Annotated in this window: 14 protein-coding genes; 5 read left to right on the top strand and 9 right to left on the bottom strand. The window is 76.0% G+C overall.

Annotated elements, in window-relative coordinates:
• Positions 1-31: 31 nt before the first annotated feature.
• The 5 genes from ACIQ9G_RS28065 to ACIQ9G_RS28045 form a co-directional block, all read right to left on the bottom strand.
• A complete protein-coding gene (locus ACIQ9G_RS28065; protein WP_403614782.1) occupies positions 32-4,735 on the bottom strand; it encodes a hypothetical protein in 4,704 nt (1,567 codons plus the stop codon).
• A gap of 60 nt (positions 4,736-4,795) precedes the next feature.
• Positions 4,796-5,677: a hypothetical protein gene (locus ACIQ9G_RS28060; protein ID WP_403614779.1), complete on the bottom strand. Its 882-nt coding sequence runs from the start codon at positions 5,675-5,677 to the stop codon at positions 4,796-4,798.
• Positions 5,674-6,081: a hypothetical protein gene (locus ACIQ9G_RS28055; protein WP_403614776.1), complete on the bottom strand. Its 408-nt coding sequence runs from the start codon at positions 6,079-6,081 to the stop codon at positions 5,674-5,676. Before ACIQ9G_RS28055 ends, ACIQ9G_RS28060 begins: the two co-directional genes overlap by 4 nt.
• On the bottom strand, positions 6,078-7,604 hold the full coding sequence (locus ACIQ9G_RS28050) for a hypothetical protein (protein WP_403614773.1): 1,527 nt from the start codon (positions 7,602-7,604) through the stop codon (positions 6,078-6,080). The genes ACIQ9G_RS28055 and ACIQ9G_RS28050 overlap by 4 nt, the downstream gene beginning before the upstream one ends.
• 251 nt (positions 7,605-7,855) lie before the next feature.
• Positions 7,856-8,551, bottom strand: a complete 696-nt coding sequence (locus tag ACIQ9G_RS28045; protein ID WP_403614770.1) for a GntR family transcriptional regulator — start codon at positions 8,549-8,551, stop codon at positions 7,856-7,858.
• A 176-nt stretch (positions 8,552-8,727) separates the two neighbouring features.
• Here ACIQ9G_RS28045 and ACIQ9G_RS28040 point away from each other — a divergent pair, with 176 nt between their 5' ends.
• The 5 genes from ACIQ9G_RS28040 (at position 8,728) to ACIQ9G_RS28020 (ending at position 13,290) form a co-directional block, all read left to right on the top strand.
• Entirely contained in the window at positions 8,728-10,047 is a 1,320-nt protein-coding gene (locus tag ACIQ9G_RS28040; protein WP_403614768.1) for an MFS transporter, read from the top strand.
• 146 nt (positions 10,048-10,193) lie between these two features.
• The gene (locus tag ACIQ9G_RS28035) at positions 10,194-11,033 is read left to right on the top strand and encodes a putative hydro-lyase (protein ID WP_403614852.1); all 840 of its coding nucleotides are present in this window, start codon (positions 10,194-10,196) and stop codon (positions 11,031-11,033) included.
• An 18-nt stretch (positions 11,034-11,051) separates the two neighbouring features.
• Positions 11,052-11,810, top strand: coding sequence for a LamB/YcsF family protein (locus ACIQ9G_RS28030; RefSeq protein WP_403614766.1), 759 nt, complete (start codon positions 11,052-11,054; stop codon positions 11,808-11,810).
• Entirely contained in the window at positions 11,807-12,424 is a 618-nt protein-coding gene (gene pxpB, locus ACIQ9G_RS28025; RefSeq protein WP_403614764.1) for a 5-oxoprolinase subunit PxpB, read from the top strand. Before ACIQ9G_RS28030 ends, pxpB begins: the two co-directional genes overlap by 4 nt.
• On the top strand, positions 12,421-13,290 hold the full coding sequence (locus ACIQ9G_RS28020) for a biotin-dependent carboxyltransferase family protein (protein ID WP_403614761.1): 870 nt from the start codon (positions 12,421-12,423) through the stop codon (positions 13,288-13,290). The genes pxpB and ACIQ9G_RS28020 overlap by 4 nt, the downstream gene beginning before the upstream one ends.
• A gap of 184 nt (positions 13,291-13,474) precedes the next feature.
• Here the strand turns inward: ACIQ9G_RS28020 and ACIQ9G_RS28015 are convergent, their stop codons facing one another.
• From ACIQ9G_RS28015 to ACIQ9G_RS28000, 4 genes are all read right to left on the bottom strand, one after another.
• Complete coding sequence (locus tag ACIQ9G_RS28015) at positions 13,475-14,329, bottom strand: SGNH/GDSL hydrolase family protein (RefSeq protein ID WP_403614758.1); 855 nt, start codon at positions 14,327-14,329, stop codon at positions 13,475-13,477.
• Positions 14,326-15,486, bottom strand: a complete 1,161-nt coding sequence (locus ACIQ9G_RS28010; protein WP_403614757.1) for a glycosyltransferase — start codon at positions 15,484-15,486, stop codon at positions 14,326-14,328. Before ACIQ9G_RS28010 ends, ACIQ9G_RS28015 begins: the two co-directional genes overlap by 4 nt.
• Positions 15,483-16,649 carry a glycosyltransferase family 4 protein gene (locus tag ACIQ9G_RS28005; RefSeq protein WP_403614755.1) on the bottom strand — a complete coding sequence of 389 codons (1,167 nt, stop codon included), beginning with the start codon at positions 16,647-16,649 and terminating at the stop codon, positions 15,483-15,485. Before ACIQ9G_RS28005 ends, ACIQ9G_RS28010 begins: the two co-directional genes overlap by 4 nt.
• Before the next feature lie 139 nt (positions 16,650-16,788).
• Entirely contained in the window at positions 16,789-18,207 is a 1,419-nt protein-coding gene (locus ACIQ9G_RS28000; RefSeq protein WP_403614754.1) for a HEAT repeat domain-containing protein, read from the bottom strand.
• Between the last annotated feature and the right edge of the window lie 172 nt (positions 18,208-18,379).

The raw sequence follows: 18,379 nt of genomic DNA, 5'->3' as shown, positions 1-18,379 counted from the left end.
GTGCCGATCCGGGCAGGGGGACGAGCGAGGGTCACCCGGGCCGTCTGAACATCCGGGTGGCCGTGATCTCGCTGCGCACCGTCTCTCCCGCGGGGGCTTGCTGCGGCAGCCCCGGCCGGAGGTGCTCCTCGACGCTGATGTACTTCAGCCCGGCCCTCAGGTCGGCGTCGTTGCGCAGCCTGATGACCAGCGGGAACTCCGCCAGCGCGGTCGTGTCGAACAGGCCGGTGGTGTAGAGGAGCTGGACGCCGAGTGCGTCGGACACGGCCCGCTGGAGCTCCAGCAGATAGGTGGCGTTGGCGCGGCCGATGGGGTTGTCGAGGAACAGCGTGCCCGCGTGCCGGTGCTTGTCGCGGCCGCGGTCGTTCGACCTCAGGGCCGCCATGGTGCAGTACAGGGCGATGGCGGCGGTGAGCAGCTGACCGCCGGAGAAGACGTCGCCCATCTGTCCGACGGGGACGCGCTCGGCGCGCAGCACGGCGTCCGGCTTGAGGATCTCGACGGCGACGCCTCTGGGCTGGAGGGCGGCGGCCACTCCGCGCAGCAGCAGTGACATCCCGTCGCGCCGCAGGTCGGAATTCTTCTTCACGGCGGCCCGGGTGGCCTCGTCGATCACCTCGCCGAGCCGCTCGGTCAGCGTGGCCTGGTCGGGCTCCTCGAAGCGGATGCGGAGGAACTCCTGCCCGGACCACTCGCCCAGTCCCTCGGGCAGGCGGGACAGCCGCTGGGCGGAGCGCAGGGTGGCGAGGGCGGACTCGACGAGCCCGCGCAGCCGGTCGACGATCGAGTCGCGGTTGCGCTCCAGCTGGGCCAGCTCGTCGGTCAGGACGCGCAGGCGGGGCGCGAAGGCCTCGGCCCACTTCTGGGCGTGTTCTGGCAGCGCGGCGGCGGGCAGTTCGCGGATCTGCTGCCGGGCGGGGGTGCGGACCTGTTCGTAGCGGGTGGCGTTGGCGTGCCGGACGAGGATGTCGCTCGTCTCGCGCACCGCGGCTTCCGCGGCGGACAGGTCGGCGGCGCAGCCGCGCAGCGAACGGCGGGTCTCGGCGGCGCTCTGCCGGGCCTCCTCCAGGCTGCCCGGGTACGGCTCCTGCTCCTCCCGCTCCTCCTCGGCGGTGTGCTCGCGCAGCAGGTCGCGGAGCAGGGCGGCGACCTCGTCGAAGCCGCTCGCCGCTTCCTCGGCGGACCGGTGGGCCTCCAGGAGTTCGGCGTGCGCCACGCGGGCCTGCACCAACGCCTCGGTGCGGGAGGCGAGTTCGGCGGTGGCCGTGCGCAGCAGGGCCTGCGCGTGCTCGGCGTCGCGCGGGAGGAGCTCCTCGGGCAGCTCGGTGTGCGTCTCGGCGTCCTCGGCGGGTGCCAGCCGCTCGGCCTCGCCGCGCAGCCGGCCGAGCTGCTCGCTGGCGGTCGACATACGGGTCTCCAGGAGCTGCACCAGCTCCTCGGCCCGGGCGGCGGCGGCCTGCCGGGACGGGCCGTCGGATCCGTCGGGCGACTGCAGGAGCTGCTCCGCGCGGGTGCGGACCTTGTTGCTCAGCCGGTCCAGTTCGGCGCGGGCCGCGCTCTCGTCGCTCTCCGCCCGGGCCTGCTCGGCGCGCAGGTCGGCACCGACGCCGACCTTCTCGTAGACCTGGGAGGCGGCGCGGTAGGCCTCGCGGAGGGCGGGCAGGGACGCCTTGGGGGCGGTTTCGTCGTCGGTCTCGGGGACGTCGTCGGGGGCGCCGGCGATCTCGGAGCGCTCGGCGCGCAGCGCGCGGGCGGTGCGCCGGGCGTCGTCGGCGGCTCGCTGGGCGGCGCGCCGGTCCTCGTCGGCGGCCCGGGCGCGGTCCAGGCAGGTCTGGGCGCGGGCCTCCGACTCGGCGGCCTCGTCGGCGAGTTCGCGCAGTCTGACCTGCCAGCCGGCGCGCTCGCGCAGCCGGAACGCGAGCCCGGCGAGGGCGTCGGCGGCGCGCCGTGCCTTCTGCGCGGCCTCCTGCCGCACGTCGCGCACCTGGGCCGCCTCGGCGGCGGTCTCGTCGGACTCGGCGCGCGCGGTCCGCGCCTCGGCCAGCTCGGCCTCGGCCTCCTCGGCGAACGCGCGCGCGTCGCGGGCGGTCTGCGCCAGTTCGGTGAGCCGTCCGGCCGGGCAGCCGGTGCGCCAGGAGGCGAGCCGGGCCGCGAGTTCGCGGTCCTTGCCGAGCCGGGCGGCGAGCCGCCGGATCTCCTCGTCGCGGTCGGTCGCCCGCGCGCGCAGCGCCTGCCGCTCCTCGTCGGCCGCGTGCTCGTCGTGCATGGCCGGGTTCGGCGGTACGAGGAAGACGTCACCGGGCGCCGGGTCACCGGCCGGGGCAGGGGCGAGCAGGGCGGCCGCGGTGCCGACGGCCACGGCGGACCGGGGCAGCAGCGCGGCGTCGGCGAGGGCCTCGCGGGCCCGCGCGTGGGTGTCCGGGTCGGTGATGATCACACCGTCGACGAGTTCGGGCCGGGCGGCCAGCACGCGCGCGTGGTCGACGGGGTCGACGGCCTGGGCGAGGTAGCGCCAGCCGGGGAGGGCGGGAATGCCGTGCTCGCCGAGGAACTCGACCGTGGCCAGCACGTCCGGTCCGGGGGGCAGCAGTCCGCCGTCACCGAGCGCGCCGAGGATGCGGGAGTCGTCGGCGGCGGCGGTGCGCAGTTCGAAGAGGTGCCGTTCGGCGGAGGAGACGGCGTCGTCGAGCAGTTCCCGCAGCTCGTCGGCGAAGCGGTCCAGGTCCTCGGGGGTGAGGGAACCGGTCCGGCTCGCCGCCGCGGCCGGGTCGCCGTCGTCCTCGGCGGGGTTCACGGCCGGTTCCTGCTCCTGGGCCGTGCCCTGGCGCCCGGGGGCGCCGTCGGGCCCGGTCCGGGGTCCGGGCACTCCGGCCCGGCGCGCCCCCGCGGTCCCCGGCAGGCTCAGCAGTTCCGCCAGCCGCTCCTCCGCGGCCAGCGCCTCGGCGATGCGCCGCTCGGCCTCGTGACCGCGCTCCGCCGCCGTCGCCGCGTCGGCCGCGCGGGCCGCCGTCAGTTCGGCGCGGGACTCGGCGGAGGCCGTCTCCCGCGCCTGGTCTGCGGCCTTGCGGGCGGTGTCGCGGGCCGCGTCCCAGGCGGCGACCGCCGTCTTCTCCGCGTCGCTGGCGGCGAGGGCCGCGCGCGCGGGGTCCGCGTCGGGGGCGCTGTCGTCGAGCCAGCCCGCGCGCACCGCCTCGGCGGTCTCCTGTTCGACCTCGGCGAGGCGCTGGCGCAGGTGCCCGGTCTCGCTGCGGGCGCGCTGTGCCTCGGTGGCGGCGGCGGTCGAGTCCCGGTGGGCGGACTCGCCGGCCTCCTGGAGCCACGCGGAGCGCTCCTCCTCCTCGTTGGCGAGGGCCTCGGCGCGCTCCGCGGCCGCGTGCAGGGCCCGTACGAGGTCGACGGCGGCCTTGGCGCGGGCGGCGAGCGCCGGGGCCGCGTCCCGCTCGGCCTCCTGGATAGCGGCGGAGACGCGGGCCACGCGGTCGGCGGCGGCGCGGTGGCGCAGCACGGCCTCGGCGGCTTGCCAGGCGGAGTGCAGGGTGCGCGCGTCGGCGAGTTCCCGCTTCTGCGCGGCGGCGGACTTCTCGGCGGCGGCGAGCGCCAGGGAGGCGTGCCGGTAGGCGATTTCGGCGGCGATCAGCGAGCTGCGCTCCCGGGCGCCCTCGCTGTGCGTGACGGCGTACGCGGCGGCCGTGACCCGCTGGGCGAGGTCGGCCGCCCGCACCCGCTCGCGCACGGCCCGGGCGGTCAGCCGCCGGGCCAGGCCGCGCGTGCGCCGCTCGGCCCCGGTGTGGATGTCCCGCGCGCGGGCGCGGGCCTCGGCGGCCTCGACGATCCGTCCGAGCAGGTCCACCGAACCGGCGGTGAAGTCGCGTTCGGCGATGAGCTCGGCGCGCCGGCCGAGCTTGTTGCCGAAGCCGCTGACGAGGTCGGCGAGCCCGTCGGTGTCCCGGGTGTCGGTGACGGCGCGCAGCAGCAGATCGGTGAAGTCGGAGTCCTTCTTGACCGCGAAGAGACCGGCGGCCTCGCCCTCGTCGGCGTTCATCTCCCTCTGGTAGCGGAAGAGTTCGGGGTCCAGGCCGAGCTCGCCGAGGTGCTCGGTCCAGCGCTCGTGGATCTCCTCCCAGTGCGCCTCCAGGTGCGGATAGGCCTTGCCCGCCTCGGTGAGGGCGTCGCGGAAGCCCTTCATGGTGCGGCGGCGGCCCTGCGCGCCCGACTGGCCCTCGGCGGACGGCCGTACGGCGGTGGCCTCGGCGACGGGGAGGTTGTCCAGGGTGAGTCCGGGGCCGGGCCGGAAGGAGTACCAGGCCTCGGCGAACTTGCGCGGGTCGTTGGACACCTGGCGGCCGCGCCACTCGCTCACCTTGCCGACGACGACGCACTCGCCGGTCTGCACGTGCTGCCACTCCAGGGCCACGTGCCCGCAGTCGTCGGCGAGCAGGAACTTGCGCAGCACGCCGGAGCTGGCGCCGCCCAGGGTGTTGCGGTGGCCGGGCAGCATCACCGAGAAGATCAGCTTGAGCAGGACCGACTTGCCTCCGCCGTTCTCCAGGAAGAGCACGCCGGCGGGCGCGGGCCGGCGCGGCGGGCCGACCGGCTCCTCCTCGAAGAACTCCGCCTGGGTGGGCGCGGGGTCGGGCACGGGCTCCCCCACGCCCCGCAGGTCAAGCACGGTGTCGGCGTAGCGCGCACCGGCGGGCCCGATGGAGTAGAGGCGGACCCGGGACAGCTCGTACATGGCGGACTCTCGTCAGTCTTCTTGCAGATCGGCGGAACGGGGGATCAGGGGATCGGGGGATCAGGAGTGGAACGGCAGCCCGGCGTCGGCCACCAGGTCCAGGTCGTCGGTGTCCTCGGCGGGCAGCAGGGTCGGGGTGCCGTCCGTGACGGGGACGATGCCCAGGTCGAGGAGCTCGGCCAGGGCGGCGCTGCCCGCCATGTCGCGCACCTGGAGCTGGTAGCGGGCCGTCGTGCGGTAGGTGCCGCCGTGGTCGTCGCCGGTGCGCTGGAGGAATCCGGAGTCGGTGAGGAAGCCGACGGCCTTCGCGACGATGCCGGTGGTGGAGGCGGCGGGGCGGCGGGCGTCCTTGGTGGCGCCCGTCGCGCTGCGTCTGGCCCAGATCCGCCAGGCGGCCTCCAGTCCGGGGGCGTCGGTGGCCGGGTCGGTGTTCTCGCCCTGTTCCTCGGCCCGCTCCTCCAGGCGGCGGCAGGCCTGCCGGACGAAGGCGTCGACGCCGTTGACGGTGACGCGGCCGATGTAGCCGTCGTCGGCGAGGTCCTCGGGGCGCGGGAACGCCAGCGCGGCGACCGCGAGATGGGCGAGGCCGTGCAGGAACCGGTCCGCGGAGTCGGTGGCGGCGCGACGCGCGTAGTCGCCCATGCGGACGGCGAAGACGGAGTCCTCGGCGGCGGTCACCGCCATGCCCGCACGCGGGGACACCTCCAGCACCACGAGCCCGAGTCCGGCGGCCACGGCGTCCGCGAGCCGCGCGAACGCCGGGTCCTCCCGGTGGCGGCGCAGCAGTTGCGCGTACTCCTGGTCGCGCGCGGGCTGCAGCTTGGGCTGCAGGCCGAAGGCGACGAGCCGCGCCGCGTCGGCGGCGTCGGCGGGCGTGACGGCGGACCCCGCCGCCGGCGCGGCGGCGGGCTCGGGCTCGCTCCAGTCGACGTGCTCGGTCACGGTCGGGGCTCCTCGCTGCGGTGGTGCTCGCTGGGGCGGCACCGGGGGGTGCGGTGGTACCGGGTGCCGTGGTGATCTCGGGGGTTGCCGCGGTCCTGCCCGGCATGGTGGCGGCGGCTGCTGGGGTCGTGCCGGACACGGTCGTGGCTGACGCGGTCCTGCCCGACACGGTCGCGCGGGCCGACGTCGCGCCCGCCGAGATCACGCGGACCGACGTCACGGCCACCGAGGTCGCGCGAACCGACGTCACGCCCGCCGAGGTCACGCGAACCGACATCGCGCCCGTCCAGGTCACGCGAACCGACATCGCGCCGTTCGAGGTCGTGCCGGTCCGGGTCACGCGAACCGGGGTCGTGCGGGCCGGGGTGGTCGTGCGCGTGCGGGTGGTTCCCGGTCCGGCTCACGCCGCCTCCGTCCGGTCCGCCGCCATCCCCGCCGCGTCCAGCAGGGCGGTCCCGACGATGAGGTCCGCGCCGCCGAACTCCGGGTCGTCCAGCTCGGTTCCGTCGTCCACGGCGAACAGCAGCTTCTCCTCGCCCTGCCGGTAGGCCGTGCCGACCGGCGGACTGGCCGCGTGCACGGCCAGCAGGGCGACCAGGTACGGCAGTTCGCGGTCCTTGCGCCGAGCCTGGGCGAGCAGCCCCGACAGCCGCCGCGGCGCGTCCGCCGGCAGGTCCAGCAGCTCCATCGCGGCCGCCAGCTGCTCCTCGCTGAAACGGCTGTCGTCCGGCGTGGCGATCAGGTCGGGCTCCGGCATCTCCGCGCCGAGGTGCTCCCGCTCCACGGGCGGGGTGAGCAGGAGGTCGACGAGATCCCCGACCCGGACGGACACCGGGGTGCGCAGCCCGGTCCCGCGCGCGAAGAAGGCGTCCGTGACCCGGATCGCCCGCTCCACCGGGAGCGGGAGGGTGGGGGCGAGGAGATGGCCGTAGAGGTCCGTGCCCGAGGCGGTCAGGGGGGTGGCGAAGGCCTGCCGGTCCTGCTCGGCGCGGAACAGCGGGCCCGCCTCGAGCAGCCGGGACTGAAGCTGCGTGTGCCGCCGGATGCAGTCCTTGACGATGTCGACCAGCTCCGCGGCACGGCGCTTGTTCTCCGGGTCCTCGGACTCGTCGCGGGCGCGGCGGATGTTGGTGAGGATCGCGTTCTCGTGCCGGTAGCGGTCGGCGACGTGGTCCAGGGCCTCGGCGATCATGTCGGGCACGGCGCCCAGCCAGTCCACCGCCCGGACGTTGCGCCGGGTCGCGTCCAGGGCCCGGCGGAGGGTTTCCGAGTACTGCACGGTCCGGTACCGCGCCTGCTCGGCGGCGAGCTGGGCGTCGGCGAGGCGGCCGCGGCTGATCAGGACCTCCAGCTTGACCTCGGCGGCGATCTGGGCGCTGGTGACATCGGTGTCGAGGGCGCCCACGAGGACGTTGACCGCCTCGTCCGTCGTGCGCAGGTAGACGCTCCCGCCGGGGCCGGGCACCTCCTCGATCAGCTTGAAGTCGTAGTCCCGCCGCACGTACGTGCCGTCCGGGTCGAAGGTGCCGTACACGGCGCGGAAGCCGCGGTCGACGCTGCCGACGTTGATCAGGTTCTCCAGGACCCAGCGGGCCACGCGCTCGTGCTCGGCGACGGGCCGGCGCGGAGCCTGGGCGGCGACCCGCGGGACGAGCCGGGCCACGATCTGGTCGTGGTCGGCGCCGGTGTCGAAGTCCATGTTGAGCGTGACGAGGTCGATGGAGGCGAGGGCGATCTCCGCCATGCCGTACACCGAGTACTCACCGGAGAGGTTGGCCTTGCGCGCGTCGAGGTCGTGCAGCGGCGCCGTGCAGGCGAGCGCGCGCAGCCGCCGCGCCAGCCCCTCGTCGGCGGCCGGCCCCGGGGCGGGGCGCGGCCCCGCGCTGAGCTGGGGCGGAACACGGTCCGTCGATGCAGGCGAAGTCACGGTGCACAGACTAGGTCCTCGGTCCGACAACGACCCAAACGACGCAGATGGGCCCCGGCGCCCCAAAGCCCCACCCGCCCTCGCCGACCGGGCACCGGTGCCACCGCGACGCCGACCGTCCTCCCCGACCCGCCGCCGCCAACCCGTCCCCATCGGTGAGCCGACGGCCCCACCCGCCGTCACCGACGCGCCGCCGGTGAGCCGGCGGCCCCACCCGCCCTCGCCGACCCGCCGCCGGTGACCCGGCGGCGCTACCCGTCCTCGCCGACCCGCCGCCGGTACACCTCGACGACCCGGGCGAGCGAGTCGTCGAGGTAGACCGCGAGAACCCGCTCGGCCGCGCCGCGGTCGCCGGCCTGGAGGGCCTGCAGGAGCTGCTGGTTGCGGGCGAGGTACGGCTCGTGCAGCCGCCGCGGGTCGTCCACCACGTGGAAGGCGAGGCGGAGTTCGGCGAAGACGCTGCGCATCAGCTCGTCGGTGCGCTCGCTGCCGGCCAGCGCCACCAGCTCCCGGTGGAAGTGGATGTTGGCCGTGCCCAGCTCTTTCCAGTCACCTTCACGCACCGCCCGCTGCCCCTCGGCCACGGCCCCGGCGAGGCCGTCCAGCGCGTAGGGCGGCTCGCCCAGCTCCCGTACGACGGCGCACTCCACGAGGCGGCGGGTGCGGTAGATGTCCTCGACGTCCTCGACGGTCAGCACCCGTACGAAGACCCCGCGGTTCAGCTCGTGGACGAGCAGCCGCTCGTGCGTGAGCAGCCGGAACGCCTCGCGCAGCGTGTTGCGGGACACGCCGAGCGCCCCGCCGATGCTGTCCTCCGACAGCCGGGTGCCGGGCGGGAAGTACCCCTCGGCGATACGGCTCCTGAGGATGTCCGAAACACGCTCGGCGGTGCTGGTGCGGCCCAGCAGGGCCCGGTCGCCGGCCAGTCCCGTCAGCTGCTCTGCCATGCCCGGAATTCAACCGCAGACCCGGGAACGAAACAACAGGGGTATTGAAGGATCGTTCAACGATCCTCTACCTTGCTGCGCACGGCACCGCGCCGCTCTCCCGTCGCGGCGCCGTGAACTCCCGTACCGCCCGGCTCTTTCCAGCACCCTCCCGTCCCTCAACCGCGAGGTGGCCCATGAGCACGACCCCTCCACCGCAGGCAATGACCTCCGAGACCCGCTCCGCGGCGGGTGAACACGGCTCCGATGACGGCACGTTGGGCTGGCTGCGGGCCCTGGACCCGCGCGGCCGCCGCGCCTTCGCCGGCGCGTTCGGCGGCTACGCCCTCGACTCCTACGACTACTTCACCCTGCCGCTGAGCATGGTCGCGCTGGCGGCCTACTTCGGCCTGGACAGCGGCCAGACCGGCCTGTTCACCACGGTCACGCTGGTCGTCTCGGCGATCGGCGGCGCCGTCGCCGGTGTGTTCGCGGACCGGGTCGGCCGGGTCAAGGCGCTGATGATCACAGTGATCACGTACGCGGTGTTCACCGTGGCCTGCGGTTTCGCCCCCAACTACGAGACGCTGCTGGTCTTCCGCGCTCTCCAGGGTCTCGGCTTCGGCGGCGAGTGGGCGGTGGGCGCGATCCTCGTCGCCGAGTACGCGAGCGCCAGGCACCGCGGCCGTACCCTCGGCGCCGTCCAGAGCTCGTGGGCGGTCGGCTGGGCGCTGGCGGCGATCGTCTACACGCTGGTGTTCTCCTTCGCCGGCGACGACCTGGCCTGGCGGGTGATGTTCTGGACCGGCGCGCTGCCCGCGTTGCTCGTGGTGTGGCTGCGCCGCCGGGTGCACGACGCGCCGGAGGCGGCGGCCGCGCGGGAACGCAGCGTGCGCAAGGGCTCCTTCACGGCCATCTTCCAGCCGGCCGGGGCCGGGTCTCCGGGCCTGCTGCGGACGACCGTCTTCGCCGTGCTGCTCTCCACCGGCGTCCAGGGCGGCTACTACACGCTGGCCACATGGGTGCCGACGTACCTGAAGACCGAGCGGGGCCTGTCGGTGGTGGGCACCGGCTCCTACCTGGCCTTCCTGATCTCCGGCGCCTTCGTCGGCTACCTGACCGGCGGCTACCTCACCGACCGGCTGGGCCGGCGCCGCACCATCTGGCTCTTCGCGCTGCTGTCGGCTATCTGCGTCCTGGCGTACGCCGACATCCCGAGCGGCGCCAACACCCTGCTGCTGATACTCGGTTTCCCGCTCGGGTTCTGCATGTCCGCGATCTTCAGCGGCTTCGGCTCCTACCTGAGCGAGCTGTACCCGACGGAGGTGCGCGGCACGGGGCAGGGCTTCACGTACAACACCGGCCGCGCCGTGGGCGCCGTCTTCCCGACGCTGGTCGGCTTCCTGGCCGACAGCTGGGGTGTGGGCGGCGCGCTGGTGTTCGGCGCGGTCGGCTACGGTCTGGCGGCCCTCGCGCTGCTGGGACTGCCGGAGACGCGCGGGAAGGAACTGGTGTGAACTCCGCGGACGACCGCCTGCTGACGGTGGCGGACGACCTCGCCCCGGCCGTGTTGGAGGAGCGGGCCCCGACCACAGTTCACCATCCGACCCCGACCCCGGCCCCGGCCCCGGCCCCGGCCCCGGCCCACGGTCCGGCCCCGGCCGTGGCGGTCGGCCAGACCCGGGCCCCGGCGGAGGACCGCCCCGTCGTCCTCGTCGACGAGCACGCGCGCGCGTGGAGCCCGAGAGCCGCCCGGGCCCGCTTCCGCAACGGGCTGACGGGCCCCACCGCCGGGGTCGCCGCCGGCCACACCCAGGTGAACCTCATCTCGGTCCCCGCCGACTGGGCGTACGACATGCTGCTGTTCTGCCAGCGAAACCCGAAGCCCTGCCCGGTCCTCGACGTCACGGACGCCGGTTCCTGGACGACTCCCCTCGCCGCCGGCGCGGACCTGCGCACCGACCTGCCGCGCTACCGGGTGTGGCGGGACGGCGAGCTGGTGGACGAGCCGACGGACGCGCGCGGCCACTGGCGCGACGACCTGGTGTCGTTCCTGATCGGCTGCAGTTTCACCTTCGAGTGGGCGCTGGCCGGGGCGGGCGTGCCGATCCGCCACGTCGAGCAGGGCCGCAACGTCCCGATGTACGTGACGAGCCGTCAGTGCCGCCCGGCCGGGCGGCTGCACGGACCGATGGTCGTGTCGATGCGCCCGGTGCCCCCGGAGCACCTCTCGGCGGCGATCCGGGAGAGCAGTCTGCTTCCGGCGGTGCACGGCAGCCCGGTGCACTGCGGCGAACCGTCGGGCCTCGGCATCGAGGACCTCGGCCGTCCCGACTTCGGCGACCCGGTGGACGCCGCGCCGGACGACATCCCGGTGTTCTGGGCCTGCGGAGTCACCCCGCAGGCGGCGGTGATGGCCTCCCGGCCGCCGTTCGCCCTCACCCACGCACCGGGCCAGATGTTCCTGACCGACGCCCGCGACGAGCAGTACCGCGTGGCCTGAGGAGAGACGCGAAGGACCATGACCTCGATCGATCTGAACGCCGATCTCGGCGAGGGTTTCGGCCGCTGGCGGCTGACCGACGACGAGCGGCTGCTGTCCGTCGTCACCAGCGCCAACGTGGCCTGCGGCTTCCACGCCGGGGACGCGGTCACCATGCGGCGGGTGTGCGAGCTGGCGGCCGAGCGCGGCGTGCGGATCGGCGCCCAGGTCTCCTACCGGGACCTCGCCGGGTTCGGGCGGCGCGCGATGGACGTGCCGCCCGCCGAGCTCGCGGCCGAGGTCGCGTACCAGATCGGTGCCCTGGAGGTCTTCGCGCGGGCGGCGGGCACGCGGGTGTCGTACGTCAAGCCGCACGGCGCCCTCTACAACCGGGTCGTGCACGACGAGGAACAGGCCGGCGCGGTCGTCGAGGGGGTGCTGCTCGCGGACGGCGCGCTGCCGGTGCTCGGGCTGCCCGGCTCCCGGCTGCTGGAACAGGCCGGGAAGGCCGGACTCCCGGCCGTCACCGAGGCGTTCGCCGACCGCGCGTACACCGACGAGGGCACGCTCGTGCCGCGCGGCCGGGACGGCGCGGTGGTCACCGACCCGGACACCGTCGTGGAGCGCTCGGTGGGCCTGGCCCGTGCCGGGAGGGTCGCCTCGCACTCCGGGGCGCCCGTGGCGGTGCGGGCCCGCTCGCTGTGCCTGCACGGCGACACCCCGGGGGCGGTCGAGCTGGCGCGGCGGGTCCGGGAGCGGCTGGTGGCGTCGGGCGTGGTGGTGGAGGCGTTCGCATGAGGGCGCTGCCCGTCGGCGAGCGGGCGCTGCTCGTCGAGGTGTCCTCGGGCGAGGAGGCCGAGGCCCTGCACGCGGAGTTGCTGCGGCGCCGCGCGGCGGGCCTGCTGACGGTGGCCGAGATCGTGCCCGCGGCCCGCACGGTCCTGCTCGACGGCCTCGACGAACCGGACCGCCTGGCCCGTGAGCTGACGGCCGCCGAAGTGCCGCCCGTGCTCCCGCGCGCGGAGCGGGTGGTCGAGCTGCCCGTGCGCTACGACGGCCCGGACCTCGCCGCGGTCGCCGCCCACTGGAACGTCTCCGAACGCGAAGTGGCCCGCGTCCACGCCGCCGGCGACTTCCGTGTCGCCTTCTGCGGGTTCGCCCCCGGTTTCGGCTACCTCACCGGTCTGCCCGCCCGCTGCGACGTGCCGCGCCGCGCCACCCCGCGCACGGCCGTCCCGGCCGGTTCGGTGGCGCTGGCGGGGCCGTACACCGGGGTGTACCCGCGCTCCTCGCCGGGCGGCTGGCAGCTGATCGGCACGACCGACGCGGTGCTGTGGGATCCCGCGCGGGTGCCGGCGGCGCTGCTGTCGCCGGGCACACGTGTGCGCTTCGTCCCGGTGGGCGCCGTATGACGGACCGCGCGCTCGTCGTCGTACGCGCCGGGGCGCTCACCACGGTGCAGGACGAGGGGCGTCCCGGCCACGCGCACCTCGGCGTGCCCCGCTCCGGGGCACTGGACGCGCCGGCCGCCGCGCTGGTCAACCGCCTGGTCGGCAACCGGCCCGGCGCGGCCGTCCTGGAGACCACGCTCAACGGCTGTGCGCTGCGCCCCCGTTCGGCGGTCACCGTGGCGGTCGGCGGCGCGCCCTGCCCGGTGGCGGTGGACGGCCGGCCGGTGGCGTGGGGGGCGCCGGTGCGGGTCCCGGCCGGTGCGCTCCTGGACGTGGGCGCGGCCGTGGCGGGGGTACGCAGTTATGTCGCCGTCCGCGGCGGCGTCGCCGTCGAGCCGGTCCTCGGCAGCCGCTCCACCGACCTGCTCTCCGGGCTCGGCCCGGCCCCCCTCACGGACGGCGCGGTGCTCCCCCTGGGGCGGCCGGCCGGTGTCCCCGCGCGCGTGGACGTCGCCCCGCAGCCGCGCCCTCCGGCCGAGTTGCTCCTGCGGGTGACCCTCGGGCCGCGCGACGACTGGTTCGGCCCGGCGGCGCTGCGCGCCCTCACCTCGCGCACGTACCGCGTGTCGGCGGCGAGCAACCGCATCGGCCTGCGCACCGACGGACCGGCCCTGGACCGCGCCCGTGCGGGCGAACTCCCCAGCGAGGGCATGGTGCTGGGGGCGGTCCAGGTCCCGCCCGACGGCCGGCCGGTGGTCTTCCTGGCCGACCATCCGACGACCGGGGGCTACCCGGTGATCGCGGTCGTGCGCGATGCCGACCTCCCGGCCGCCGCCCAGGCGGTCCCGGGAACGCCGGTCCGGTTCGTCACGGCGGGCCGCCGCTGAGCGCCACGGCGTCCCAGGCCCGCCCCCGGGCCCTCCCCTTTTCGCCCCTCCCCTCCCCCTTGGTCCGCTGCTCCCCACTCCTGGTCCGCCGCGCTCCTCGGACCGCCCCTCGCCTTCGAACCCGCCTCCGCTTCAGGCCCTTCAGGTCACTTCCCCCTCGGGTCCTTCAGGTCACTCCTCTCCCTCAGGCCGCCCCGGGCTCCGCTGCCTCCGCGATCGACAGCGCGGCCAGCGCCGCGGACACCGCGGCGGACGCGCGCAGGTCGAGGCGCGCGCTGGTGCCGCGGGCGTGGTGACGCAGCTCGTCCGCGGCGAGGGTGAGCAGCTGCGGGAGCAGGTCGGTGCACCGCCGGGCCATCCAGCCCGTGCCCGCCGTGGCCAGCCACCACAGGCTCGCCGCCCGGGTGGGCGCGGGCAGTTCGGGCTCGGGCGAGGGCGCGGTGCCCGTCGCGAGCCCGGCTCCGGCGAGCAACGCGTGAAAGCGCACCGCCAGTTGGCGGTGCCCGCGCTCACCGGGGTGCAGCCGGTCCGCGCTCCACATCGCCCGGTCGCCGAGCCACTCCCCCTCGGCGGCGTGCAGATGCACCGCCCCGTACCGGTCGGACAGGGCGTGCACGACGGCGTTGACCGCCCGCTGCCGCCGGGCCAGCGGGCGGCCCAGCGCGCCCGGCAGGCCGAGCATCGCGCCGGGGTCCGGCAGGCAGGCGGTGAGCAGGACCGCGCCCCGGGCGGTGAAGGCCGCGTACACCTGGTCGAGCCGGGCGGCCACGGCGTGGATGTCGAAGGTGCACCGCAGGGTGTCGTTGACGCCGACGACGACGGACACGAGGTCCGGCCGCAGGGCGAGACCGGCCGGCAGCTGCCGCTCGCGCACGTCACGGGTCTGGGCCCCGCTGCGCGCGAGGTTGGTGAACTCCACCGGCGTCCGGGCGAGTCCGCCGGCCAGCAGCGCGGCCCAGCCGCGCCACCCGTCGCCGGCGGGGTCGCCCACGCCCTCGGTCAGCGAGTCGCCGAGGGCGACGAAGCGCACAGGTCTCATGCCACGCCCTCCGGCAGCACACGGCGGGCGGCCGCCGGGACGTCGTGGGCGGTGAGGAACGCCTCCACCGAGGCGGCCCAGCCGAAGCACTCCGCACGCGCGCGTGCCGCCTCGCGCCGCTCCCGCTCGGGCCGGTGCAGCAGCGACTCCACGGCGTCCGCGAAGGCCTCCCCGCGGTCCGCCGCGGCCACCCCGGCCGCGCCGATCACCTCCGGCAGCGCGGAGGACGCGCTCGCCACCACGGGCGTGCCGCACGCCATCGCCTCCAGCGCGGCGAGCCCGAACGTCTCGGCGGGCCCGGGCGCCAGGCACACGTCGGCGGAGGCCTGCAACGCGCCGAGCAGGGCGCGGTCGGAGACGTGCCCCAGGAAGGCGACCGGCAGTCCGCGCTCGCGCGCCCGCTGCTCCAGCCGGGCCCGCAGCGGCCCGTCCCCGGCGACCACCAGCACCGCCCTCCGCCCCCGCCGCAGCAGTGTCCGCAGCGCGTCGAGCGCGGTGCCGGGCCGCTTCTCCACGGACAGCCGGGAGCACATCATCAGCAGTGTCTCGTCGCCATGCGCGTACCGGGCGCGCAGGTCCTCGTCCCGCAGCGCCGGGTGACGTCCGGTCAGGTCCACGCCGAGGGGGGCGCGTACGACATTGCGCGCGCCGATGCGCACGAACTCGCGCTCGGCGAACTCGGTGGTGCACACCACGCGCGCGTAGGTGTGCGCGGTGCGGACGTTGAGGGCGTCGGCGGCGCGCCGGGACAGGTTCTCCGGCAGGCCCCAGGTGCGCAGCACCCCGTCGGCGGTCTCGTGGGACACCATCACGGCGGGGACGCGGGCCCGCCTGGCCCACCGGCCGGTCCACCGCAGGGTCGTGCGGTCGGAGACCTCCAGCCGGTCCGGGGCCAGTTCCTCCAGGAGGGCGGCCACGCGCCGCCGGCCGGTGAGGACGCGGTAGCCGCCGGTCCCCGGCAGCAGCGGCCCGGGGAGGGTGATCACGCGGCCCTGCTCGGTCTCGCGGTCGGTGTGGCGCTCGCCCGGGACGACGAGCACCGGTTCGTGCCCGGCCGCCCGGTAGCCCGTGCCGAGTTCGCGCAGCGCGGTGCGCAGTCCGCCGGAGGCGGGGGCGACGAAGTTCGCCAGCCGGACGATGCGCAGGGAGCCGCTCATGCCGCCACCACCGTTCGGCGCGCGGCGAGCACGTCCTCGTAGTGGGCGATGAGTTCGTCGCCCACGGCCGCCCAGGTGCGCCCCTCGACGGCGGCGCGGGCGGCGGTCCCGAAGGCGGTCCGCAGCGCGGGGTCGGCGGCCAGGGCCGCCACGGCTGCCCGTACGGCGGCCGGGTCGTGGGGCGGCACGAGCAGTCCCGTGCGGCCGTGGTCGACCAGGTCGAGCGGTCCGCCCGCGGCCGGGGCCACCACGGGCACCCCGCTGGCCATGGCCTCCTGGACGGTCTGGCAGAAGGTCTCGAAGGGGCCGGTGTGCGCGAAGACGTCGAGGGAGGCGAAAATGCGGGCCAGGTCGTCGCCGGTGCGCCGGCCCGGGAACACCGCGCCGGGCAGTGCCTCGCTCAGGGCGGGGCGGCTCGGCCCGTCGCCCACCACCACGACCCGCACGCCCGGCAGGCCGCAGACGCCGGCGAGGAGTTCGACGTGCTTCTCGGGGGCGAGCCGTCCGACGTAGCCGACGATCAGCTCCCCGTTCGGGGCGAGCGCGCGGCGCAGCGCCTCGTCGCGGTGGCCGGGGCGGAAGCGGACGGTGTCCACGCCGCGCCGCCACAGTCCGACCCGTGGCACGCCGTGCGCCTCCAGGTCGCGCCGGGCGGCGCTGGAGGGGGCCAGGGTGCGGTCGGCCGCCGCGTGGACGGAGCGCAGGCGCCGCCAGGCGGCCGCCTCGCCCGCGCCGACGTAGGTGCGGGCGTAGCCGGCCAGGTCGGTCTGGTAGACGGCCACGGCGGGGATGCCGAGCCGGGTGGCGGCGGCCATCCCGCGGACGCCGAGGACGAAGGGGCCGGCCAGGTGCACCACGTCGGCGCGGTGCCCGGTGATCGCCGCGGCGACGCGCCGGCTGGGGAGGGCGACGCGGACCTGGGGGTAGCCGGGGAGCGGAAGGGACGGGATCCGGACGACCGGGCACGGGGCCGCGGCGTCGGGCCCGGCCCCGGGGACGGGGGCGCCGCCCTGTCCGGACGGTGCCGGGGCCTTGGGCGGGGCCGGGGCGACGACGAGGGGAGCGTGACCGCGATCGACGAGGTGCCGGGCGGTCTGGAGCGCGCAGTGGGCCACGCCGTTCACATCGGGGGGAAAGGATTCGGTCACGATGACGACACGCATACCGGTGTTGTCGCCGGGCAGGACGTGGACGCGTCAACGTCGATCTTTCCGGGCGAGGAACGTCCTGTGAGCGTTGGGCTGCGCGACCGAGCAGGTCAGCCGCTGTCCATACGCTCCTGACGCCGGGGTCGCCGAACGTTCACGCGGTCGGCGTTTCGGGGCCGATCCGGCTGCGGACGGCTGTCTGGACTTCGGCCTCCTCGGCCGGATCGGCGGCGAGCCGGCGCAGTTGCTCGACGACGCGCAGGTCGCCGGTCTCGGCGTGCCGGGCGGCGAGTTCGCGGGTGGTCTCCTCGCAGTCCCACAGGCATTCCACGGCGAATCCGGTGGCGAAGGAGGGGTCGGTGGCGGCCAGGGCGCGGGCGGCCCGGCCGCGCAGATGGGAGGAGGCGGTCTCGCGGTAGATGTGCCGCAGGACCGGGGCGGCGCAGGTGATGCCGAGCCGTCCGGTGCCGTCGACGAGGGTCCACAGGGTGGGCGCGTCGGGGCCCTCGCCGCGCACCGCCTCCCGGAGGGCGGCGAGGACGAGGTCGCGGTCCCGGGTCCCGCCCCGGCAGGCGAGGACGCGCCCGGCGGCGGCGCCCAGCCGGTCGGGCCGCCGGGCCCAGCCGCGCGCCCGGTCCACGGCGGCGACACTGCGCATCCGTTCGAAGGCGTCGACGGCGGCCTCCACGACGGCGGCCGAGCCGTCGGCGACCGCCGACTCGATCAGGTCCAGAGCGTGGGGGTCGTTGCTGTCGGCGAGGTAGCGCAGCGCGGTACAGCGGGCGCCGTCGCTGCCGTGCCGGGCGGCCCGGACGATCTCGGGCCGGTCCTCCGGACCCGCGACGGCGGTGAGGCAGCGGGCGGCCGGGACGTGCAGGACGGCGCCCCGTTCGATGCCCTGCTGGGCCCACTCGAACACGGCCGCCACGCTCCACCCCGGGCGCGGCCCGGAGGGGCGCATCTGCCGCTGCCAGCGGTCGAAGCAGCCGGCCTCCTGGGCGGCCCGAACGCGTGTGGCGACGGTCTCCCGCGGGTCCTCGGCCCACAGCCGCCACGGCCGGGGCTCGAAGGCGTCGCGCACGGTGGCGGCCAGCTCGGCCTCTCCCTCCGCGTCCGCCGGGAATCGCGCCAGGACGGGTGCGGCGAGGGCGCGCAGCCCCGCGTCGTCGTCCCGCAGCGCCAGCTCGTCCAGGGCCCAGGCCCAGTTCGAGCCGACGGCCGCGTACCGGCGCAGCAGGGCGAGGGCGTCGCGCCTGCCGTAGGAGGCGAGGTGGCCGAGCACCGCCAGGGCGAGGCCGGTGCGGGACTCGTCGGAGTCGAGGACGTCCTCGGGGTCGAAGAGGTGCGCCTCGACGGCGTCCAGCTCGCCGTTCAGGTCGAGGTAGAGCCGGGCGTAGTACAGGGAGCGGTTCTCCAGCTGCCAGTCGTGGCGGGGGTCGCGCAGCACGCAGTGGTTCAGTGCCGCGAGCGCCTCGGCGCGGGGGGCGGTGAGCGCGTGCAGCGTGCCGTCGCCGCGGCCCCGCTGGAGCAGGCCGAGCAGCGTACCGCTGGGCGCTATGACCGGATCGAACATGGGAAACAGCCTCACATCAAGCGTCGACGCAACCGGGAAACACGCACTACCTGGCCGCGTGACAACACGTCGGAGCGCCCGCCGTCTCTTGCTTGCTGTAGACCATCTTCCTCTGCCTCTCGTCGGTGGCCCATGCGGACCGCATCACGGCCCGCGCGGTGCGGCAACCCCT

Origin of the sequence: Streptomyces sp. NPDC096152 (assembly GCF_044763235.1) — a bacterium.
GTDB lineage: Bacteria > Actinomycetota > Actinomycetes > Streptomycetales > Streptomycetaceae > Streptomyces.
The sequence above is the reverse complement of the archived record's forward strand: the minus strand, read 5'-3'. Positions and strand labels throughout refer to the sequence as shown.

Bases quoted from the DNA above. Each gene is read 5' to 3' on its own strand.
- ACIQ9G_RS28065 (WP_403614782.1), bottom strand. From the start codon at position 4,735: ATGTACGAGCTGTCCCGGGTCCGCCTCTACTCCATCGGGCCCGCCGGT.
- ACIQ9G_RS28045 (WP_403614770.1), bottom strand. From the start codon at position 8,551: ATGGCAGAGCAGCTGACGGGACTGGCCGGCGACCGGGCCCTGCTGGGC.
- ACIQ9G_RS28040 (WP_403614768.1), top strand. From the start codon at position 8,728: ATGAGCACGACCCCTCCACCGCAGGCAATGACCTCCGAGACCCGCTCC.
- ACIQ9G_RS28030 (WP_403614766.1), top strand. From the start codon at position 11,052: ATGACCTCGATCGATCTGAACGCCGATCTCGGCGAGGGTTTCGGCCGC.
- pxpB (WP_403614764.1), top strand. From the start codon at position 11,807: ATGAGGGCGCTGCCCGTCGGCGAGCGGGCGCTGCTCGTCGAGGTGTCC.
- ACIQ9G_RS28020 (WP_403614761.1), top strand. From the start codon at position 12,421: ATGACGGACCGCGCGCTCGTCGTCGTACGCGCCGGGGCGCTCACCACG.
- ACIQ9G_RS28015 (WP_403614758.1), bottom strand. From the start codon at position 14,329: ATGAGACCTGTGCGCTTCGTCGCCCTCGGCGACTCGCTGACCGAGGGC.
- ACIQ9G_RS28010 (WP_403614757.1), bottom strand. From the start codon at position 15,486: ATGAGCGGCTCCCTGCGCATCGTCCGGCTGGCGAACTTCGTCGCCCCC.
- ACIQ9G_RS28005 (WP_403614755.1), bottom strand. From the start codon at position 16,649: ATGCGTGTCGTCATCGTGACCGAATCCTTTCCCCCCGATGTGAACGGC.
- ACIQ9G_RS28000 (WP_403614754.1), bottom strand. From the start codon at position 18,207: ATGTTCGATCCGGTCATAGCGCCCAGCGGTACGCTGCTCGGCCTGCTC.